Annotated in this window: 17 protein-coding genes; 5 read left to right on the forward strand and 12 right to left on the reverse strand. The window is 69.0% G+C overall.

All coding sequences use genetic code 11. The annotated features are described in order from the left end of the window. The 10 genes from VD972_RS04060 to VD972_RS04105 form a co-directional block, all read right to left on the reverse strand. Positions 1–1,008: Tex-like N-terminal domain-containing protein (locus VD972_RS04060; RefSeq protein WP_324981029.1), on the reverse strand; the 1,008-nt coding region annotated here is incomplete at its 3' end. A 60-nt stretch (positions 1,009–1,068) separates the two neighbouring features. Continuing rightward, positions 1,069–1,932 carry an SDR family oxidoreductase gene (locus VD972_RS04065; RefSeq protein WP_324981032.1) on the reverse strand — a complete coding sequence of 288 codons (864 nt, stop codon included), beginning with the start codon at positions 1,930–1,932 and terminating at the stop codon, positions 1,069–1,071. 84 nt (positions 1,933–2,016) lie between these two features. Beyond that, positions 2,017–2,568 (reverse strand): GNAT family protein, encoded by a 552-nt coding sequence (locus VD972_RS04070; protein WP_324981035.1) that lies wholly within the window; start codon positions 2,566–2,568, stop codon positions 2,017–2,019. Between the two features lie 44 nt (positions 2,569–2,612). Continuing rightward, a complete protein-coding gene (locus VD972_RS04075; protein WP_324981037.1) occupies positions 2,613–4,730 on the reverse strand; it encodes an alkaline phosphatase D family protein in 2,118 nt (705 codons plus the stop codon). A gap of 476 nt (positions 4,731–5,206) precedes the next feature. Continuing rightward, entirely contained in the window at positions 5,207–6,205 is a 999-nt protein-coding gene (locus VD972_RS04080) for a HEAT repeat domain-containing protein (protein ID WP_324981039.1), read from the reverse strand. A 15-nt stretch (positions 6,206–6,220) separates the two neighbouring features. Continuing rightward, positions 6,221–7,423 carry a hypothetical protein gene (locus tag VD972_RS04085; protein WP_324981041.1) on the reverse strand — a complete coding sequence of 401 codons (1,203 nt, stop codon included), beginning with the start codon at positions 7,421–7,423 and terminating at the stop codon, positions 6,221–6,223. 91 nt (positions 7,424–7,514) lie between these two features. Then, on the reverse strand, positions 7,515–10,625 hold the full coding sequence (locus VD972_RS04090) for a tetratricopeptide repeat protein (protein WP_324981044.1): 3,111 nt from the start codon (positions 10,623–10,625) through the stop codon (positions 7,515–7,517). Positions 10,626–10,645: 20 nt separating this feature from the next. Continuing rightward, on the reverse strand, positions 10,646–11,176 hold the full coding sequence (locus VD972_RS04095) for a hypothetical protein (protein ID WP_324981046.1): 531 nt from the start codon (positions 11,174–11,176) through the stop codon (positions 10,646–10,648). A gap of 238 nt (positions 11,177–11,414) precedes the next feature. Beyond that, positions 11,415–12,500 carry a recombinase RecA gene (gene recA, locus VD972_RS04100; RefSeq protein WP_324981049.1) on the reverse strand — a complete coding sequence of 362 codons (1,086 nt, stop codon included), beginning with the start codon at positions 12,498–12,500 and terminating at the stop codon, positions 11,415–11,417. A gap of 134 nt (positions 12,501–12,634) precedes the next feature. Beyond that, positions 12,635–13,693, reverse strand: a complete 1,059-nt coding sequence (locus tag VD972_RS04105; protein ID WP_324981052.1) for a hypothetical protein — start codon at positions 13,691–13,693, stop codon at positions 12,635–12,637. Between the two features lie 75 nt (positions 13,694–13,768). On the opposite strand from VD972_RS04105, the gene VD972_RS04110 reads away from it, so the two are divergent. From VD972_RS04110 to VD972_RS04130, 5 genes are all read left to right on the forward strand, one after another. Continuing rightward, on the forward strand, positions 13,769–14,380 hold the full coding sequence (locus VD972_RS04110; RefSeq protein WP_324981055.1) for an RNA polymerase sigma factor: 612 nt from the start codon (positions 13,769–13,771) through the stop codon (positions 14,378–14,380). After that, entirely contained in the window at positions 14,377–14,847 is a 471-nt protein-coding gene (locus VD972_RS04115; protein WP_324981057.1) for an anti-sigma factor family protein, read from the forward strand. Before VD972_RS04110 ends, VD972_RS04115 begins: the two co-directional genes overlap by 4 nt. Further along, on the forward strand, positions 14,847–15,341 hold the full coding sequence (locus VD972_RS04120) for a DUF3106 domain-containing protein (RefSeq protein WP_324981059.1): 495 nt from the start codon (positions 14,847–14,849) through the stop codon (positions 15,339–15,341). Before VD972_RS04115 ends, VD972_RS04120 begins: the two co-directional genes overlap by 1 nt. Beyond that, positions 15,338–15,583, forward strand: coding sequence for a hypothetical protein (locus tag VD972_RS04125; RefSeq protein WP_324981060.1), 246 nt, complete (start codon positions 15,338–15,340; stop codon positions 15,581–15,583). Before VD972_RS04120 ends, VD972_RS04125 begins: the two co-directional genes overlap by 4 nt. Before the next feature lie 67 nt (positions 15,584–15,650). Continuing rightward, the gene (locus VD972_RS04130) at positions 15,651–16,589 is read left to right on the forward strand and encodes a serine/threonine-protein kinase (protein ID WP_324981063.1); all 939 of its coding nucleotides are present in this window, start codon (positions 15,651–15,653) and stop codon (positions 16,587–16,589) included. Positions 16,590–16,627: 38 nt separating this feature from the next. Here the strand turns inward: VD972_RS04130 and VD972_RS04135 are convergent, their stop codons facing one another. Together VD972_RS04135 and VD972_RS04140 are read right to left on the reverse strand one after the other, a co-directional pair. Further along, positions 16,628–17,632 carry an NADP-dependent oxidoreductase gene (locus VD972_RS04135; protein ID WP_324981066.1) on the reverse strand — a complete coding sequence of 335 codons (1,005 nt, stop codon included), beginning with the start codon at positions 17,630–17,632 and terminating at the stop codon, positions 16,628–16,630. 38 nt (positions 17,633–17,670) lie between these two features. Then, positions 17,671–19,856: penicillin acylase family protein (locus VD972_RS04140; protein WP_324981069.1), on the reverse strand; the 2,186-nt coding region annotated here is incomplete at its 5' end.

A 19,856-nucleotide genomic window follows, 5' to 3' on the forward strand; every position in this document is an offset into this window, starting at 1 on the left:
CATCACCATCTTCACGCCGGTGCGCAGGCCCGGATCGAGCGCCACCACGGCCCGCGTGCCGGCCGGGGGCGCGAGCAGCAGGTGACGCAGGTTCTCGCCGAACACGCCAATGGCCTGCCGGTCCGCGCGCTCCTTCAGCTCCGCGCGCAGCTCCGACTCCAGCGACGGGCCCAGCAGCCGCTCCCAGGAATCCTCCGCCGCCGCGCGCAGCTCCGAGGCAAAGAGCGCCTGGGGCTTCGTCACCACGCGGGAGGTGAGCAGGCCCTTGGCCTCGTCCTCTGGGAAGGGGAGCTTGACGCGGAGCACCTGCTCGGCCTCGCCGCGCAGCAGCGCCAGCACGCGGTGGGAGGGCGCCTGGGCCAGCGGCTCCTCATGCTCATAGTAGGACTCGAACTTGGTGGGCTCGTTCTTCTTCGCGGGGATGACGTCCGAGCGCAGGCGCCCCTTCTGGAGACACAGCTCGCGCGCGGCGCGGCGCAGGCCGGCGTCCTCGGAGACACGCTCGGCGCAGATGTCCCGTGCACCCGCGAGCGCCGTCTCCACGTCGGGCACGCCCTTCTCCGCGTCCACGAAGGGGCGAACCCGCGCGTCCTTGTTCTCGCTGCGCGGGAGCTCCTGCTTCCACAGGAGGTCCGCGAGCGGCTCCAGCCCGCGCTCCCGGGCGATGGCGGCGCGGGTGCGGCGCTTGGGCTTGTAGGGGAGGTACAGATCCTCCAGCTCGGTGCGCGTCCGGGCGCGCTGGAGCGCCTTGGCCAGCTCCGGCGTCAGCTTCCCCTGGCCTTCAATGGTCCGGAGGATGGTGTCACGCCGGGCATCGATCTCGGAGCGCTCGGCGGCGCGGTCGAGGATCGTCTGGATCTGCACCTCGTCCAGGCCGCCGGTGGCTTCCTTGCGGTAGCGGGCGATGAAGGGAACGGTGGCCCCCTCGGCATTGAGCGCGAGGGTCTTGTCCACCTGCTCGGGCTTGAGGCCCAGCTCCTGAGACAGCTCGGCGGCGTAGACGTGCATGGCAGGCGACACCCTATCATCCGTCGCCCGCCGTGCCTGCTTCCCACAAGGGGTAGAGCGTCAGAGCTTGAGGCCGCACAGGTCGGCGCTCACCTTCCACAGGCGAGCGGCCAGCTCCTTGTCATGGGACCTGGCCGAGGACTTCGCCTCCTTGCGCTTGACGAAGTACTTCCCGGTGACGCCCTCCACCTCCGGGGAGGAGGCGAGCCACACCAGCGTGTCGGCCCCCTGCTCAGGCGTGGAGAAGAGGGGGCGCATCATCCGCATCAGGAAGCCGAAGGCCCCACCCTGGCCCTTGCCCAGCTCCGTCTTCACGCCGCCCGGCTGCATGATGTTGATGGCGACGCCCGTGCCCTCCAGCCGCCGCGCCAGCTCATAGGTAAAGAGGAAGTTGCCCAGCTTGGACTGCGCCAGCGCCTTGAACGGGCCGAACTTCTTCTCGCCCTGCAGATCGTCGAAGTCGATCTTCGCTGCGGCCTCGATTCCTCCCGAGCCGTTGACGATGCGCGAGGGCGCGCCAGCCTTCAGCGCATCCAGCACGAGGTGCGTGAGGAGGAAGTAGGACAGGTGGTTGACGACGAAGATCGTCTCCAGCCCCTCCGGGGTGACGACGCGCTCGTTCAGATAGAGGCCTGCCTGGTTCACCAGCACGTGGAGCTTCGGGTAGCGCGCCAGGAAGTCCGCGGCCCCCTTCTTGGTGGACTCGATGGAGGCGAGATCCGCCACCATGAGATCCAGCAAGCTGTTGCCGGTGGCGCGGGTGATCTCCTGCTTCACCGCCTCGCCCTTCTCCCGGTTGCGGCAGCCGAGGACGACGGTGGCGCCCTGCGCGGCGAGCGCCATGGCGGTAGCCTTGCCAATACCGGACGTGGCGCCGGTGACCAGACAGACCTTGCCCTTCATCGCGTCAGGGGACGGCGGCATGGGGGATGACCTCCGAGGCGCTCGGGGGGGGAGCGCTCCCTGAACATCCACCGCCACCTCCCTCTCCGTCCAGTCCCCTGACCGTTACCTCCATCCCATCCTGGCCTGGCGTTGCGCCTCCCACTCGGGTCGCAAAAGACCCCAGATCTGCTGATCCCTTCGCTGTCCCTGGACGAGGCAGTGCCCGCGCAGCAGGCCCTCCTGGACGAACCCCAGCTTGCGCGCCAGCGCCTGTGAGGCGAGGTTGTCCACCGTGGTGGTCAGCCAGATCCGGTGGAGCTCGGGGAGGGTGAAGAGGCGCTCCAGCATCATCGCCACCGCGCGCGTGCCGATGCCGCGGCCGATGAACTCCTCGGCGAGCATGTAGCCCACCTCGATCCGGCCGTGGAAGCGGGACAGCTCGCGCGCGGACACGGTGCCGACGATGCGACCGTCCGCCTCCACCATCCACCGGAAGCTCCGGGCATGCGGATCCGTCACGTCACTGCTCGCCTCGCGCAGGCGCTTCAGCAGGGAGTCGCGGTTGTTGTCATCGAGGGGAAGGAGGCGGCGCGCGGTCGGCCCGTTCCGCATGGCCGTCCACACGTCCAGGTGCTCGGGCGATGCGGGGACGAGCTTCACTTCCAGAGTGCTCATGGGAGGCGCAGCGTACCGCCTGCGCCTCCCCGGCGGGAACAGCGCTACGCGGGGGTGATGGCGCCGTCCTTGACGCGGAAGGAGTGGGTGGAGAACTCCCGCTGCAGCTCCCCAGGCGTCCGCTTCGAGTAGTCCTTGTCGACCTCTGTGCTGGAGATGAGGTGGAAGGTCGCCAGCGCCTGATCCGCCTGGATGTCCACCACGAGGAAGCCGTGCTGCGTGGAGTTGGAGTAGGCGAGCTTGTCGTTGCCGGCCTTCAGCGTGGCATCCAGCTCGGCGACGACGTGGCGGTAGATGGCGCTGCCCGAGTAGTAGCCCGCGCCGAGCACCGCGTTGCCCGCCAGCTGCTGCACCGTGCCGGACGAGATGGCCGGGCCCGTCAGCGAGGGGATGCCCTGCTCCACCGAGGCGTACGAGGCATGGATGTCCCCGGAGAACACCAGCGCGTTCACGTTGCTGGCCTTCAGGCCCTCCAGGACTTCTTTCCGCTTCGTCGGGAACCCGTCCCACTGGTCCACGTTGAAGTAGAAGCGCTGGCGCAGCGAGGGGTCCGGAATGTCCGTCTTGGCGCTCAGGTCCCACACCAGCGACGTGAAGGAGACGGAGCTGACCACCACCTTCCAGGTGTTGGTGGCCTGCACCTGCTGGTTGAACCAGGTCTCCTGCGCGGCGCCCCACACGTTCTCGGTGGCCTTCGCCGAGGTGGCGTAGCGGTACTGCGCATACAAATCAAAGGTGTCCTTCACCACGACGTAGCGCGAGCCGCGGATGTCAAAGAGGCCCACCTTGCCCATGTGCACGTAGGCCAGGCCCTTCGGCTTGTCGGCCGTCGGGATGGGCGGCTGCCCGAGCGCGCCCAGCACCTGGTTGACGTAGGCCAGCGCCAGCTTGCCCTGCACCCAGGTGCCCGCCTTGGCCACGGCCTCCGCCTGGGTCAGCCCCGCCTGCATGGCCTGCCCCACGTACGCCTGCGTGAGCCCCGTCTTCACCGCCGCGAGCTCCGGCGCGTCCACGTCCACGTACGAGAACAGCTCCGAGGTAAAGGCCGGTGCCGCGCCGAGCGCCGTCAGCACCGCCTGGTCCATGACCACCGTGCCCGGGTAGCCATCCTCGGGGATGAGGTGGTCCGGCCGGAAGCTGCGGTAGTCGGTGACGATGAGCTTCACGTGCTTGCCGAACTCGAAGTCCCGGTAGATGCGCGTGTCCGGGAACTTGGCCTCGGCGCCCGGGTCGATGGCGCCCTCCCCGCCCGTTCCCACCGCGTCGATGGGCAGGAACTCGAAGAAGGCCTGCTCGGCGTTGCGCCGACGGTCGTCCTGCTTCTCCAAGCGGCGCCCGTCCTGGTACGTCGCGTTCGAGCCCCAGCAGTCGTCCGAGAACTCGTGGTCATCCCACACGTTGATGAACGCGTAGCGCTCGTGGACCTGCTGCATGATGGGGTCCGCGCGCACCGTCTTGTAGAGGTCGCGGTAGTTGGAGACCGACTGCGCGGCGTAGTACTGGAAGATGCCGCTCTTCTGCACCAGCGCCTCTTCCGGCTTGCTGAAGGTGATGTCGCGCAGGGTGTTGGAGGACTGAAAGGCCGGGTCTCCCGTCGTCTCGTAGATGTAGTCGCCCAGGAAGATGATGGCGTCCACGTCCGCGTCGAGCTGCAGCAGGCGCTGCCAGGTGTTGTAGTAGCGGCCCACGTAGTCCTGGCAGTTGCCGATCACGAACTTGACCGGGACGAGATCCCCCGGCGCGGGCGCCGTCTTGGTGCGGCCCACGGGTGAGAGGAAGCGCTCGCCGTCGTGCTCGTAGACGAAGCGGTAGTAGTAATGGGTGCGCGGCTGCAGGTTGGTGACCTTCACCTTGATGGCGTTGTCGTGATCGGCCAGCGCCTTCAGGCCGGGCAGGCTCACCACCACCGTGGCGAAGCTCTCGTCTGGGGACACCTCGAGCGTGAGCGTGGTGTCACCTCCGTGCTCCTCGTCCACGGCGCGCGTCCACAGCACCACGCTGTTGGGGCGCGGATCTCCGGAGGCCACGGACTGCGGGAAGTAGGCGCGCGAATTCTCCGCCTGCTGTTCGGTCGTCTCTTCGTCGCTGCATGCGAACGCAGTCGTTGCCGCGACAGCGACGACGGACTGCAGAATGGTGCGACGGTGAAGTTTCTGGGACAAAGCACCCCTCCAAATGAGCCGGGCCATTGGGCCTGCGGCGGGCGCGGAGTCTATGGTGCTTCCCCACCCTCGGGGCAACCTTCCATGTTGACGCGCCGCGCCTGAGACAGGCGGGAGAAGAGGACCGGGCGTCCGCGCTGCTCCACTCGAAGCGAACGCCCGCACGGTCCCGCCTCAGCCACCGGAAGAGAGGTCGTTCAGAGGTGCTTCACCCTCTCAGGGCGAAGCACCGACGTCAGGCTCCTGGAGGCCGTAGGCTGCGCAGGAAGGCGACGACTGCCGAGCGGAACTCCTCGCAGGCATGCTGGTAATCGAAAGGTTGGCGTTTTGGCGGCCCGGCCTTGAAACAAGCGGGGCTGCCCACCGCGCGGCGAGCAGCCCCTGTCACTGCTTCCCTGCGCAATCGACCAGGGAGGCTCGGCACACTCCGGCCAGTCGAGCACGCCGAGGGTCTCGCTGCGGTCCACGGCCTCACCCTACGGAGCCTGCAGCCGCTGCTTCTCCCTCAGGATCAGGCTCCACTCCTGAAGGCCCAGGTTGAGGACTCGAGTCCATGTGTCGATCTCGGACGCCAGGCTGGGATCGACGCTCCGGAGCCGCTGGAGCTCGGGCACCGCGCCGCTGAAGCCCAGCTGCGCAATGCTCTGCAGGAGGGCCTTGCGCACCCCCGTGTCCCGCTCGCCACGGTACATGGCGATGAGCGACTCCCGAGCGCTGGCCATCTCCGCCGCCGGCACCCCGCCCAGCGCGGTGGCCGCCGCCTTGCGAACCTCTGCATTGTCACTGCCGAGCAGCGACTTGATCCGGCTCGCCGAGTCCGCGCTGATCTTCTCCGTGGACAGCTCTCCCAGGATCTTCGCGGTCACCTTCGGATCCGTCGCTGCCGCCGCGGCCGCCACCGCGGAGTCCGCGACGGATCCCAGCTGGCCCGCGTAGACGTACTTGTTGTCCTCGACCAGGTTCGTCGCGGCCTCCATGCGCACCTCGGGCGAGGAGTCGCGCACGAGGCGCTCGTACATGTCGCCCGTGCTCTCGGTGGCGCTGGTGCGCCGCATCGCCCGCACCGTGGCGGCGCGGACAGCCGGATCGCGCTCCTCCAGCGCCCGCTTCGCCACCGCCTGCATGGCGCTGGGGTCCGCTCCCCGCTCGGTCCGAGCCACGAGGGCAGCTGCGAGGTGCTCGGCCATCACGGGATCCGTCTCACGATCGAACGCCGCCCGAAGCTCGGCGTCGGGCAGGGTGACGGCGGACTCGCGCAGGAGCGTCTTCAGGTAGCGCTTGTAGGCCTCGGACTTCGAGCCAAGCCCGAGGCGGATCTGATCCATCAGCCCCTGGACCGAGCAGCGCTCTCCGGCGAGTGCGGGGGCCTGTCCCGAGGAGGAGGCCTGCGCGGCCACCGCGGTGGGAAGGAGGTGGCAGAGGGTGAGGGCAGCCAGGCCCAGCGAGCTCGCGCGGAAGGAGGAGAGGCGTGTCATGGGGAGCTCCCGTGCTCAGTCGTGGCGATCGAGGCAGTGGTGGGGGTCCGGGTTGGGAAGGCTGTTCCACACCCGGACGAAGTCGAGGACGCCGCTCGCGTAGAGCTGCTCGAAGGCCTGGTAGTCTGGCTGGAAGCGCGGATCCTGGATGGCCATGTTCGCCATGACCGGGAGCGCGTCCTTGCCGGCCACCCGCGCGGAGAAGCGGAAGACGGCCCACCGCACGCACACGGCCGTGTCCGTCTCGAAGGTCCTGGCGAACAGCTCCAGCACCTTCTGCTTGTCCTGGGACAGGGAGAGGTTGTGCGCTGCAGCGTCCCGCCCGTCCTCGTTGCCCTCGGTGGCGAGGATCTTCGCGAACCGCTCGGTGGCCTCCGCATCCAGCAGGGGCGCCGCGTGCATGGGCATCATCTGTCCCAGGTAGCGGATCTGCTCGTCCGGCGACTCGGCGCCGATGGTGAGCAGCTTGTCCATGTAGGGCGCGAGGTTGCCGGTCTGCTGGAAGTCCCGCTTCATGACCCGTGCGAGGGAGCGGGTGGCGGCCCAGCCCGCCTCGCCGGAGACCGGATCCTTGGCGAAGCTCGCGAGCCGGTCGAGCGTCGCGGGCTCGAGCCGCTTCTGCGTGTCCAGGGCCGACAGGAGCCCCGCGCGCCGGTCGGGCGAGAGGCTGGTGTCCAAGCCCATGTCCACGAGCTGCGCGGAGATCTGGGGCAGGTGGACTGCCTCGGAGTCCCGCAGGGCCATCATGTACACCCCGAACGTTCGCGGCTTGGCCTCGCGGGCCCAGCCGAGCACCTCGTGCGCGCGGCCTGCATCCTTGCCGATGAGCTCCGTCAGGCGCTCCTTCAGGTAGTCCCGGACGTTCGAGTCGCGCGACTCCAGCAGGGGCGTGGCCCACTCGTGGAAGTTCTCGATCGTCACCTCGGCGTTGAACCGCTCCAGCTCACGCCAGCAGGTCGTGCCGTCGAAGCGCGGACCGCGCTCCTCGCTGGGAGCTCCGGCCCCAGCCTGGCCAGGGGGAGCTGCGGAGCCTCCCGGATGGGAGGGGCCATGCTCCGACCCCACCTGCGCGGTGGCCTGCGCCGCCTGCACGGCGGAGGAAGCCTCCTCGCCGGAGCCGCGAGCGAACAGCCCCACCCCCGCGAGCAAGAGGGCAGCACCGAGCCCGGCCGCCAGGAGCGGTGTGCGTCGGCGCGAAGAGCCTGCAAGGAGTTCCATCCCCCGAAGAGGGCCCGACTTCGCTGCCATCCCAATAAAATCAAAAAAACGAGAACTTCCCTGGATTTCTCCCAGCCTTGAATACCCCGTTTCAGGGAGCTGCATGCCGGCGCTGCCAGGCCTGCACCTTCTGCAGCTCCACCTGAGACCGGAGGCCCAGGCCGTCCAGCTGCACCCGGGCCTCCTCCGCCAGCACGGTGGCGCGCTTGCGGTCCGAGCCCGAGCGTTGTTCCCAGAGCGCCTGGGCGAGCAGGAAGGAGGCCCATGCCTCCTCCAGCGGATCCCTCGGGGATCGCAGATGGAGCCCCCGCGCCCGCTCGAGCAGCGGCACGGCCTGCTCTGGGTCGCCCAGCGCCAGGTGCGCCTCCGCGAGGCAGGCCAGGTCCAGCGCGACATCCGGAGAGTCAGCTCCCCGCGCCCGCTCGTCGAGCGCCAGGGCGCGCTGACAGTGCGCGAGCGCCGTGCGGGGGGCACCGGTGCGCAGCTCGAGCTGCGCCAGCGGGCGAAGTGCAGCGACGGCCGTAGCGCTGTCCGGGCCATTCTCCTTCTCCCAGAGCTGCAGGGCACGTGTCAGGTCGCGCCGCGCCTCTTCATGGCGGCCCGCTCGGAGGTGGACGAGCCCGCGAATGGACAGCGGCGTGGCGGCGTGCGGCGTGTCCGCGCCGTGTGCGCGTTGGACGCGGAGCAGGGCTTCCTGCACGTAGGCGCTCGCCTCCTCTATCTGCTGGGAGTCATAGGCCACCATCCCGAGCTCGCAGAGCGCCAGGGAGGCATAGGGGTGATCCGGTCCCTTGGTGCGCTCGAAGAGGGCGAGCGCCCGCTCGAGGTTCTGTCGTGCCTCCTTGAGCTGCCCCAGGCTCCGCAGGACCGTGGCGAGGTTGGCGAGCGGCGGAGCGAACAGGGGATGATCCGAGGGATATGCTGCCTCCAGGATGGCCAGGGAGCGCTGCCAGGCAGCGATGGCCTCCTCACGCTGCCCCACGGACAGCAGCTCAATGGCGATGTTGCTGAGGTTGAGGGCCATCCCAGGGTGCTCCGGGCCAAGCAGACGCTCGCGCAGCTCCTGGATCTGGCGGTACAGCGCCAGCGCCTCCGCACTGCGGCCCTGCAACGTGCGGACCCGCCCAAGGCCCGAGAGGAAGTACGAGGTGGTCAGGCTGTCTGGGCCGTGCGTCGTGCGCGAGAGCTCCAGGCCTCGAGTGAACTCCTCGGCCGCCAAGTCCAGCTTGCCCTGCGCCAGCCTCACCCCGCCGAGCCGCAGGTGCAGCTCCGTGGCCAAGGCCGGGAAGCGCTCCTGGCCCAGCCGCTCCAGGATGGCTCGCGCATGCTGGGCGAGCCTCTCTGCCTCGCCCGCGCGGGCCATCTGATCTCCTACCGCCCAGAGGAGCAGGAGCCACGCGCGCGCGGCCGTCACGTCGTCGTGCCCGGCCTCCGCGGCCCACAAGGAGCGATAGAGACTCTCCTCCGCTTCCTTGAGGTTGCCCTCGAGCCCCTGGATCTGACCATGGAGGACAAGCACCTCTGCCTCCAGCGGGCGGTAGTCCAGGCTCTGGCTCTCCAGCACGAGGGCCGACGTCAGCGCGAGGCCCTCTGTGTACTTGTTGGCGTCCATGCGGGCCCGGGCCTCGGCCAGGGTGCGTCGTGCCGCGTCAACCCGCGGGCGCAGCGCATCCGGTGGCTGGGGGCGGGTGGAGAGCGCAGGGGCGTCCATGCATCCGGAGAGCCCCTCCAGCGAGGCCAGCAGGTGCTGCGCGCGCTGCACCGTCTGCGCGTCCGCCTCCTCCAGCACGTCGGTGACGGCGGCGAGCTGCCACAGCCGGGCGTCGAGACACGTGGCCTTCTGCCAGCCGAGGCTCGAGGTGTCGTCGCCGGCCGCAAGGCAGGCCTCGGTGCGCAGCGTTCGCCACTGTGAGACATGAGCGTCCAGCGCCAGGGAGAGCTTGTCCCAGGCGGGCGCGGCATACGGCTTGCCGGTGGCGAGGAAGGCCGCGCGGACCCGCTCCCTGGGCTCGGGGCCCCATGCGGCGGCGAGCGTCTCCACCTCCTGCTCGCAGCGCACCTCCTGGGCGCGGTTCAGCGTGTAGTTCATGGCCACGCCCAGCAGGCCCGACGTGATGACAGCGGCAAGCGCCCACGTGCGCACGCGCGGAGTGCGCGGGGCGAGCGCCGTCAGCAGGGCCTCCATGGAGGGGAAGCGCTCCTCGGGTCGAGCTTTCAGCCCGCGCAGCACCGCGCGCCGCACCCAGGCAGGGACCTTCGTGTCGTGCGTGAGAGGCCGCACCCGCCCCTCGGTCACCGCCCGGTCCAGCGCCTCGATGGTGTGGCCCTCGAAGGGACGCTCCCGGTAGAGGCCCTCGTAGAGGGCCACGCAGAAGTTGAACTGGTCCGAGAGCTCATCCGCCCCCTGGCCTCGGAGCTGCTCGGGAGCCATGTAGACCGGAGTGCCCAGCAGCACGCCCGCCTGGGTGATGGCAGAGAGATCCTGCACGGCAGGCGAGCCCCACGAGGCCGGGAGCTCGCCCGACGGGTCGGCCTGGTTCTTGGGACGGGCCAGGCCGAAGTCCGTCACCCGCGCCCGGCCATCCCGGCCGATGAGGACGTTGGCGGGCTTGAAGTCTCGGTGGACGAGTCCCGCGGCATGTGCGGCCGCCAGGCCCTGTCCGGCGTCGCGGAAGACGCGCAGCACCTCGCGCCAGGGGCGGGGCTCCGTCATCCAGTCCGCGAGCGTGGTGCCCTCCACCAGCTCCAGCGCCAGGAAGACGTCCTCCCCGCACATGCCCACGTCATGCACGGCCACCACGTTGGGGTGGGCCAGCCGTGCCATCGCCTGCGCCTCGCGCAACAGCCGTCGGCGCAGCGCCTCGAGGTGGCGGCCCTCGGGGCGCAGGAGCTTGAGCGCGACCTGGCGGTTCAGCTCCGGATCATACGCCGCGTAGACCACCCCCATCGCGCCATGGCCGATCCGCTCGATCACGACATAGCGAGAGACGGTGGAGCCTCGCGCCAGCGCAGTCTCCACGCGGGTGGGCAGCGGGGCGCTGCCGGCTGGCTGCGACTCTGCCCCCGCCACCGCCAACACCCGCTGGCACGCAAAGCAGCTCTCCACATGCACCAGCACCTGCGCCTTGCGGTGCTCCGTGAGCGCCCCCACGAGGAAGTCGCTCAGCGAAGTTTCGTCCGGGCAGCCCATCTCCAGGGCCAAGGTGGCAGACTCCCCCGGGCCTAGTCGAGGACGCCCAGGGTCTCGCTGCGGTCGACTGCCTCACCCTGGGTGGTGTACCCCGAGTACCAGGAGGTGTCCTTGGTGCCGTTCTTCTCCTGCATCAGGTGGGCGTGAGGGCCGGTGGCCTGGCCGGTGCCACCCTCGTTGCCGACCTGGCAGCGGTCGCACGTCCGATCGTACGAGTCGCTCGTCTTGATGAAGTGCTTCTGGTGGAACTTCCAGCCGTCCGCCCAGGTGTGCACCGCCATGTTCGCGTTCTCGTAGCCGTTCCCATTGCAGACGACGCCCGTGGTGTTGATGGTCACGTTCCAGTAGACCGAGCCCACCACGGCCGTCTCAGCGCCCCAGTAGTTGCAGCGACCACTGGAGACGTCGATGGCGCCGTGGTACCCGCCGCTCGGGTAGTACGTGGTGGCCGTGATCGTGCCGGGGAAGGGCGACTTGACGGTGTGTGCGATCGCTGCCGCGGGAATGAGCGCCAGGCAAGCCAGCACCGCCAGGGTCCTCTTCATTGTATGGGTATTGCGCATGGTTGCTCCTCTCGGGCCGGCTCACCGGACCCGATGTGAAGTGCGGGTGTGATGGGAGCCGCTCCATGCGGCTGTCCTCACCTCTTGCTAGAGGGAGGGGAAAAGCCGGCATCCCAGAAAAAGTGAAAAATGAGTGCCTCGGCGTATGGGCCTGAGGGAAGTCGCACCCAAACGCAGGGGCTGCCCACCTTGCGGCGAGCAGCCCCTGGCACTGCTTCCCGGTTGAGCCGGCGCGGGACTACTTCACCGCCTTCACGCGCGGCCGCTTCTCCGGCTCGCCCGGCGCCTCGGCCTCGGCCGGAGCCGCAGTGACCGCCGGCCCCTTCGCCACGCCGTACTTCTCCAGCACCCGCGCCTCGATCTCCTTGTAGGTGTCCGGGTGCTCGCGCAGGTAGTCCTTCGCGTTCTCTCGGCCCTGACCGATGCGCTCGCCGTTGAACGCGAACCAGCTCCCGCTCTTCTCGACGATGCCCTCGTTCGCCGCCAGATCGATCAGGTCACCCTCTCGCGAGATGCCGGTGCCGTACATGATGTCGAACTCCACCTCCTTGAAGGGAGGCGCCATCTTGTTCTTCACCACCTTCACGCGCGTGCGGCTGCCCACCACACTCTCGCCGTTCTTGATGGCGCCGATGCGGCGGATGTCCAGACGCTGCGAGGCGTAGAACTTCAGGGCGTTGCCACCCGTCGTCGTCTCCGGGTTGCCGAACATCACGCCGATCTTCATGCGGATCTGGTTGATGAAGATCACGCACGTCTGGCTCTTGGAGATGGTGCCCGTGAGCTTGCGCAGCGCCTGGCTCATCAGTCGCGCCTGCACGCCCATGTGCGCATCACCCATCTCGCCCTCGAGCTCGGCCTTCGGCACCAGCGCCGCCACCGAGTCCACCACCAGCACGTCGATGGCTCCCGAGCGCACCAGCATCTCCGCGATCTCCAACCCCTGCTCACCCGTGTCCGGCTGGCTCAGCAGCAGGTCGTCCGTGCGCACCCCCAGCTTGCGGGCGTAGCCCACGTCCATCGCATGCTCCGCGTCGATGTACCCGCAGATGCCGCCCTTCTTCTGGGCCTCGGCGACGATGTGGAGGCACAGCGTCGTCTTACCGGAGGACTCCGGCCCAAAAATCTCGACGATGCGCCCCTTGGGCACTCCGCCCACACCCAGCGCGATATCCAGCGAGATCGAGCCCGTCGAAATGGCTTGGATGTCCCGGATCAGCGGCTCCTCGTTGCCGAGCCGCATGATCGATCCCTTGCCGAACTGGCGCTCGACAGCGGACATCGCCAACTCGATCGCCTTCTCCTTCTCCTGATTCACGGCCATCTCTCTGACTCCTCCAGTCGTATGCGGTGAGCCACCCCGGCCCACCTGAACTCGCGTTCAGACGCGTGCCCTCTTAGTACGCGATAGGTAGACCGTAGTCCACCCCTCTGACACACCCCTGTAGCTCGGGCCCCTCAGCTCCGATGGAGAGCGAACAGGAGAGCGGCCACCAGCCCCGCAAGACCAGTCACCACTCCAGTGTAACCTATGAATAATCCTAGGGAAATGGAAAGCACGGAGCCCACCAGCAGCACCGCCAGCGCCATTTTACGCAAGTCGGACTTCGGTCCGCTGAAGAGCAGCGCCACCATGGCCAGCAGCGCGATGCCTACCTCTACCGTGACGAGCCCGGTGGCGGGCCGGAAACGCAGCAGGTTCAGGACGAGCTCCGTGATGGCCCCTCCCACCAGGATGCCCGCGGCTCCCCCCTTCAGGTTCCTGTCCCGCTTCTTGCTCCGCTTCTGAAGCTCGCGGGGCTTGAGGCGCTCGAGGTCCTCGGGACGGATCTCCAGGGCGTAAGGAAAGCCCATGGAGAGCAGCCCCCGCACAGCCGTCTCGTGGCAGGAATGGCCTGCGGAGTCGGCCAGGCCCTCCAGCCGGCCACCCTCGATGAGGTGGTGGAACCAGTCCGCCACGTGCCGTGAGCCCCCTTCGCGCACCATCTGATCCAACCAACGGTTGATGCGCCGGGACAGCTCCTGCCGCTCCGCCCCCGAGGCCTTCTGGGCCTGGTCTACCAGCAGCAGCACCGGCAGCGGAGTCCCCGGAGGCGGCGTCTTCGTGCCGGGCAGGGACTGGGCGCTGGAGTGGGCGGTGATCTGCTTCGGATCAACGATGATGGAAGGGCCGTAGTCCTCTGGAGGAGGCAGGAGGGTCGGGCCGTACATCTCCATGGAGCGAGCCACTGCCACAGGATGCTCGTCGAAGGCGAGCGCGGCCGAGGGTGGGCTGGCAGGTGCTGGAGCAGCTGGAGGCCCGGGATCCTCCTCCTCGAGCCCAACCGGAGGCGGGAGGTCCTGGAACTCGCTCTCTATCAAAGGGAGCGAGGCGGCAGGCCCCACTGTCTCAGGGAGGGGGATGGCGTGTGCCCAGTCCACCACGTCCACCATGGGAACGTCGCTGCTCCCTTCGCCCTCGGTGGCGCCGGAAACCTCCCCCGAGGTGGGTGGACGTGTGCTGGAGATGGTCGCCACGCTGAAAACTGTACCCACGAGTGCCACTGCGGTTCAAAGCGCATATCCCGCAACTTCTTCAAGGCAACGGGGTTGATGCCGATCGTGGAGCCAGAATCGGACGCACAGGTCATGCAGAGGGTAGCGGCGGGCGACCGAAAGGCCTTCGCCCTGCTGTTCGACCGCTACCACGCCAGCGTGGCGCGGTTTGCGTTCCGCTTCGTGGGGGATGCGGCGCGGGCGGAGGAGCTCACACAGGACATCTTCGTGAAGCTGTACCGGAACGCGAAGGCCTACAAGCCGACGGCGCAGTTCAAGACGTTCCTGTTCCGGGTGGCCACCAACCACTGCCTCAACGAGGTGCGACGTGGAGAGTACCGGGTGACACACACGACCACTTCGCCCCGGGAAGAGGAAGGGGAGAGCGGAGTGGAGGTTGCGGGGCCCGAGGGCGATCGTCCGGACGAGGCAGTGGCGGGGCGGGAGCTGGAGCGGGCCGTGGGCGAGGCGCTGCAGGGGATGAGCGAGCGGGAGCGGGCGGCCTTCACCATGTGCCGCTTCGAGGGCATGGCGTACCGGGACATCGCGGAGGCGCTGGAGGCGAGTGAGGCGGCGGTGAAGAGCCTCATCCACCGGGCCACGCTGGCGGTGGCGAAGAAGATTGAGGAGTTGCAGGCGGGCACCTTGCCCGCGAGGAGCAGGGCATGAGCTGCGCGTTCGAGGAAGAGCTGACGGCCTATGTCGACGGGGAGCTTCCCTCGGCGCGCCGGACAGAAGTGGAGGCGCACCTGGGGACGTGCGCGGAGTGCCGGAGCACGGAGACGCTGCTGCGGCACACCCTGGCGAGCCTGGCGGCGCTGCCCGAGTTCAAGCCCTCCGCGGACACACGCCGGGCGGTGCTGGCGAAGGTGGATGCGCTGCCGCTCCCGCTCCGGGAACGGCTGAAGGCGCTGCTGCGGCCCTCGGTGCTGATGCCCTCGCTGGGGCTGGCGGCGGTGGTGGGCCTGGCCGTCGTCTACACCGGCAGCGAGCCTCAGGGCCTGGACGTGACGGACGCGGGGGCGCTGGAGCTGGCGGCAAACCTGGAGCTGGTGGAGGACTACGACATCGTAGGCCTGGACAGCTCCGAGGACCTGGAGGTCATCGAGCACCTCCACGAGCTGGAGGTGCAGTGATGGGACGCAACCTGGCAATCATCGGCGTGGTGGTGGCGCTGCTCCTGGGCGTGCCCTCGCGGGCGCAGGAGGCGGGCGCGGGGCAGACGGCCGCCCAGCGCTTCGAGAAGCTCTCGCCGGAGCAGAAGGAGGCGCTGCGCGCGAAGCTGCGGGAGTTCAAGGCGCTGCCCAAGGAGGAGCAGGAGCGCATCCGGGGCAACCTGGAGCGCCTCCGGAGCCTGCCTCCCGAGGAGCGCGAGCGGCTCCGCTCCAACATGCGGGAGTTCCAGCGGCTGTCGTCGGAGGAGCGCAAGCTGCTGCGGGAGCGCTTCCGCGACTTCCGCAACATGGATCCGGAGCGCAAGGCGGAGCTGCGGAAGCGCATGAGGGAGTACCTGCGCGCGCACCCGGAGCGGCGCGAGCAGATGATGGAGAACATGCGGCGCTGGCGGCAGATGTCCCCCGAGCAGCGACAGGAGCTGCGCGAGCGCATGCGTGAGAGGCGCCGCCGGTGAGCCGTTTCCTCGTCATCCTTCTGGCCGCCAGCCTTCACGCCGGCATGGCCTCGGCGGCGGAGGATCGCACTCCTCCCCCTCCCCCTCCCCCACGCTCCACCGAGCCCGCCCGGCCCCCGCCTGGCGAGCCCAAGCTGTCCGCGGAGGACCGCGAGGTGGTGGAGAACCTGGAGCTGCTCGAGAGCATGGACACGGCGGAGGACCTCGACCTGCTGCTGGAGCTCTCCAAGGAGGAGGACTGAGCGGCGCTCCGCCATGAAAGAAGGGGGGTGGTGTGCCCCTCCGCGCTTCGTGGCGTAGACTGGGCCCGTGGAAGTCGGGGCCACCAGAACCGTTGAGTTTCCTTCGCGGCGATACGGCCGCTACATCATCCGCTCGCGCCTGGGCGAGGGCGGGATGGCGGAGGTGTTCCTCGCGGAGGCCATTCCCCCGCGAGGCGACAAGTTCTCGGTGGCCCTCAAGCTGATGCGCAAGGACGCACCACCCGAGGCGTTCGCCGACGAGGCGGACCTGATGGGCCTGCTGGATCACCCCAACCTGGTGCGCATGCTGGAGTCGGGACAGGCCTTCGGGCGGCCCTTCATCGCCATGGAGTTCCTCGTGGGAGGGGACCTCAAGCGGCTGATGGAGGCCCAGGAGACGCTCAAGCGGCGCATCCCGCTGGGCATCTGCCTCTACGTCTGCATCGAGCTGCTCCGAGCGCTGTCCTACTTCCACCAGCTGCGCACACGCAGCGGCCGGCCGCTGGAGCTCGTTCATGGGGATGTGAACCCCTCCAACGTCTTCTTCTCGGGCGACGCGGAGGTGAAGCTGGGCGACTTCGGGGTGGCGACGGCGCGCGGGGCGGACATCGGGCCTCGGGACGGCATCGCCGCGGGGAAGCTGCACTACCTCTCACCGGAGCAGACGCAGGGAGAGCAGCTCACCCCCGCGTCGGACCTCTTCTCCCTGGGCATCGTGCTGCACGAGCTGGTGGTGGGCACCCACCCCTTCCTCCGCGAGCAGACGGATGAAGAGGTGGTGATGGCGGCCATCCGCGCGGCGAAGGTGACCCTGCCGGACACGGTGGACCGGGGCCTGGCCCAGATCATCCGCAAGTCGCTCGCGGCGGACCCGGACCACCGCTACCGCACGGCGGGGGAGTTCGCCGGGGCGCTCCTCACCTGGTCGCTGGACTCGGGCAACAGCCCCACGCGCGACAACGTGCAGTCCTGGCTGCTGAAGACGCTGAGCTACGCCGGCCTCTAGCGCTCCCTCAGGGGAGCTGGAGGCGCTGGAAGAACTCCTCAGTCCACCCGCTGCACCACGACCTTGCCGCGGGGCTTGCCGCTCTCAGCGTACGCCAGCGCCTCTCGCGTCTGGGAGAAGGGGAACACCCGATCCACATGCGGCCGGAGCGCACCCTGCTCCACCAGCGTGGTGAGGTGCCGGAGCTGTGCGCCATCCGGACGCATGAACAGGTAGCGATACCGCGCGCCGTGACGCCGGGCGGCCCGGTTCGCCTTCGCCCCCAGCAACCAGAACACCGGCCAGAACACCGGTGACACGCCGAACTCGCGGGCGAACGCCAGATCCGGCCCATCCGTGATGGAGATGACGATGCCGCCTGGACGGACGCACCGGAAGCTGCGGAGCACGTTGTCCTTCCCCACCCCATCGAGGACGGCGTCCACGTCCCGCACCACCTCCTCGAAGCGCTGGGCGCTGTAGTCCACCACCGTTTCCGCGCCGAAGCCCCGCACGAGCTCGACGTTCTTCGCGCTCGCGGTGGAGATCACCTTCACGCCCAGGTGCTTCGCGAGCTGCACGGCGGCGCTCCCCACCCCGCCCGCGCCCGCGTGCACGAGCACCGTCTGTCCGGGCTTCAGCTGCGCCACATCCGTGAGCGCCTGCCACGCGGTGAGCGCCACCAGTGGCAGCGAGGCCGCCTCGGCATGGGAGAGCCTCGTGGGCTTCGGGGACACGAGCTCCTCGGCCGCCACCGCCTCCTCCGCGAAGGCGCCGATGCGGTCCTTGCCGAGCCGCGTGTACACGGCATCACCGGGCTTGAAGGCCTTCACCTCGGCCCCCACCTCGCTCACCACGCCCGAGCAGTCGTTGCCGAGCACGAGCGGGAAGCGGTAGGGCACCAGCACCTTCAGCTTGCCCTCACGGATCTTCCAGTCCACCGGGTTGACGCTCGCCGCGTGGACGGTGATGCGCACGTCCCGTGGGCCGAGCGGAGGCGAAGACAGCTCCCCCTCCTCGAGGACCTCAGGCCCACCGTAGCGGCGGATGTAGAAAGCTCGCACCTGGCGCTCCTCGTCAAAGCTCTACTGGGACGACTGTCTCACGGCACGTACGCGACACTCGACGCCTTGTGGGCGTTCACCTCCGCGTCGGTGAAGTGGAGGCTCGGGGCCTTGTTCCGCCGCCAGTGCTCCACCTCATCCGCGTGGTGCGGGCTCCGCGGATCGAACACCTGCCCACCGGGCAGCGCGTTCCAGGCCCGCGGCCCTTCGGGCGTCATCTCCACCACCAGCCGCTGCACCGGGCCGCTCTCGTACGAGAACTTCTCCGGATTCGTCAGCCCGGACATCGCGGCGTCCACGCCGAAGTTGTCGCCGGGCCGCGGGTACCCGCTCGGGAACCTCGCGTTCCCGGGCGCGGGGAGCGTCACCACGCTCTCGCCGATCGTCGCTGGCACCAGCGAGGCCAGCGTCAGCGTGTGCAGCTTTCCCCACCGCCACTGAGACGGGTCTGCGCCAAAGCGCTCCCGGAGGTAGAACGCCCCCAGCATCATCGCGGCGGCGACCCGCTCGTCCCGCGTCTCTAGGACATCCGTCGTCGCGAGGTTGTCCCACAGCACCGTGTCGCTCCGTGCGGCACTATAGGTCGCGAGCCGGCTGGGCTCCAGGAGGGCGAACTGCAGCGCTCGCCCCAGTCCTCTGCTGCCCGGGCTCCTCCCGATGAGGTTGAGCTCGTCATCGAAGGCGAGCTTGACCAGCCGCAGCACCGACACATTGAACAGCGCGGTCGCGATGGAGTCCGAGACCTCCGCGGCGGGTGGCTCGCCGTCCCCGATGTCCACTCCCGGTGGCGTCTCGTACGTCCACGCCGCCAGCCGATCCGCCACCTGCGCGAGCAGGTCCAGGTCCTCCGCGGTGCTCCTCTGAACCAGGCCTGACAGCTCGGGGTGAGTTCCCGGCTGTGTCCGCTCCTGTTGCACCCGTCGCGCCGCCTCCACGAACTTCGGCGCCAACAGTGCCCCCAGCGGCGAGCGATGGTCTCCTTGGACCGCCATCATGTCCTCCGGCTTCACCCCGCCCCTGTCCACGAGCGCCTGGAGCCGCTCCGTGATTCGTGCGATCCGGTGACCGATGTCGTAGTCCCACCCGATGTAGCGCGCGTCATTGAACGGGTTGCCATCCCGCGTCGTGCCTACCAGGTCATTGTTGGCCGTCGCGATGAAGCCCTTCGCCGGGTTGTGGTCCTGCGGGAGGAACTGGCTCTCCACGTCCCCGATCCACTCGCAGCTCCCGTCGCCCGGCAGCACCATCGCGGGCGACAGCCCCGTCTGCGTCACCGGGTCATACGTCAGCGCCCGGGGATCCCTCACCGGCAGCCGGGACTGCGTGGACCAGAAGATGTCCCCCTCCCGCGTCGTCACCACGAAGCTCTGGGCCCCGACCTTGAAGTGGGTCAGCGCCGCCTGCGCCTCCGCCAGGTTCGCCGCGACGTTCAACCCCAGGAACGCCTTGAACTCATTCGACACCTCGTTGCCCGTCCACCGCACGGACAGCGCCTTATTCCCGGTCCGTGGCACCACCGCGCCGCCCTGGAGCGTTGGAATGAGGATGCCGTGGTGCGGGACGTTCTCCAGCGGGAGCACCACATCCGACCGGCCCAGGACCTTGATCGTCTCCGTCACGATCTCGATCGGCACCTGCCCGCCCTGGAAGAGCACCGTGTCCGGCGCCCCGTTCTCCCCCTCTGTGATCGTCTCCTCGTACACGTCCGTCACGTCGTGGTTCGCCGTCGTGGAGCCCCACGCGATGCGATCGTTGAACCCCAGGACGATGCCGGGCACGCCGACCAGCGTGATCCCCGCCACATCCAGGTTCCCTCCGGCCCGCTTCGTGTTCAGGTGCGAGTACCAGAAGAGCGGCGGGCTCGGCAGCGTCAGGTGGGGATCGTTCGCCAGGAGCGGCGCGCCCGAGGCCGTCTTCGTCCCCGCCACCACCCAGTTGTTCGACCCGCGGCTCTCGTCGCCGAACACCTCCCGCAACCGCTTCGCCGCGTCGAAGAACCCCTGCGCCTGCGAGAGCGCAACCTCGTCTGGCAGCCTCGCCTCGCTCACGCCCACCGCCGCCTGGCGCTCCGGCGTGGCGCTCGAGAGGCCCTCCCGAGAGAACACATCGCGCGCCGGGGAGAACGACCAGAAGTCTCGGAAGAGGCCCGCGCGAGGGTCACCTGCCGGGAAGGCGGCACCCACCGCAGCCCTCGCCCTCGTCAGCGACACCTCCGCCTCGGCCG

Origin of the sequence: Hyalangium sp. (genome assembly GCF_035629615.1) — a bacterium.
Lineage (GTDB): Bacteria > Myxococcota > Myxococcia > Myxococcales > Myxococcaceae > Hyalangium.

Bases quoted from the DNA above. Each gene is read 5' to 3' on its own strand.
- VD972_RS04065 (WP_324981032.1), bottom strand. From the start codon at position 1,932: ATGCCGCCGTCCCCTGACGCGATGAAGGGCAAGGTCTGTCTGGTCACC.
- VD972_RS04070 (WP_324981035.1), bottom strand. From the start codon at position 2,568: ATGAGCACTCTGGAAGTGAAGCTCGTCCCCGCATCGCCCGAGCACCTG.
- VD972_RS04080 (WP_324981039.1), bottom strand. From the start codon at position 6,205: ATGACACGCCTCTCCTCCTTCCGCGCGAGCTCGCTGGGCCTGGCTGCC.
- VD972_RS04085 (WP_324981041.1), bottom strand. From the start codon at position 7,423: ATGGAACTCCTTGCAGGCTCTTCGCGCCGACGCACACCGCTCCTGGCG.
- VD972_RS04095 (WP_324981046.1), bottom strand. From the start codon at position 11,176: ATGCGCAATACCCATACAATGAAGAGGACCCTGGCGGTGCTGGCTTGC.
- recA (WP_324981049.1), bottom strand. From the start codon at position 12,500: ATGGCCGTGAATCAGGAGAAGGAGAAGGCGATCGAGTTGGCGATGTCC.
- VD972_RS04110 (WP_324981055.1), top strand. From the start codon at position 13,769: ATGCCGATCGTGGAGCCAGAATCGGACGCACAGGTCATGCAGAGGGTA.
- VD972_RS04115 (WP_324981057.1), top strand. From the start codon at position 14,377: ATGAGCTGCGCGTTCGAGGAAGAGCTGACGGCCTATGTCGACGGGGAG.
- VD972_RS04120 (WP_324981059.1), top strand. From the start codon at position 14,847: ATGGGACGCAACCTGGCAATCATCGGCGTGGTGGTGGCGCTGCTCCTG.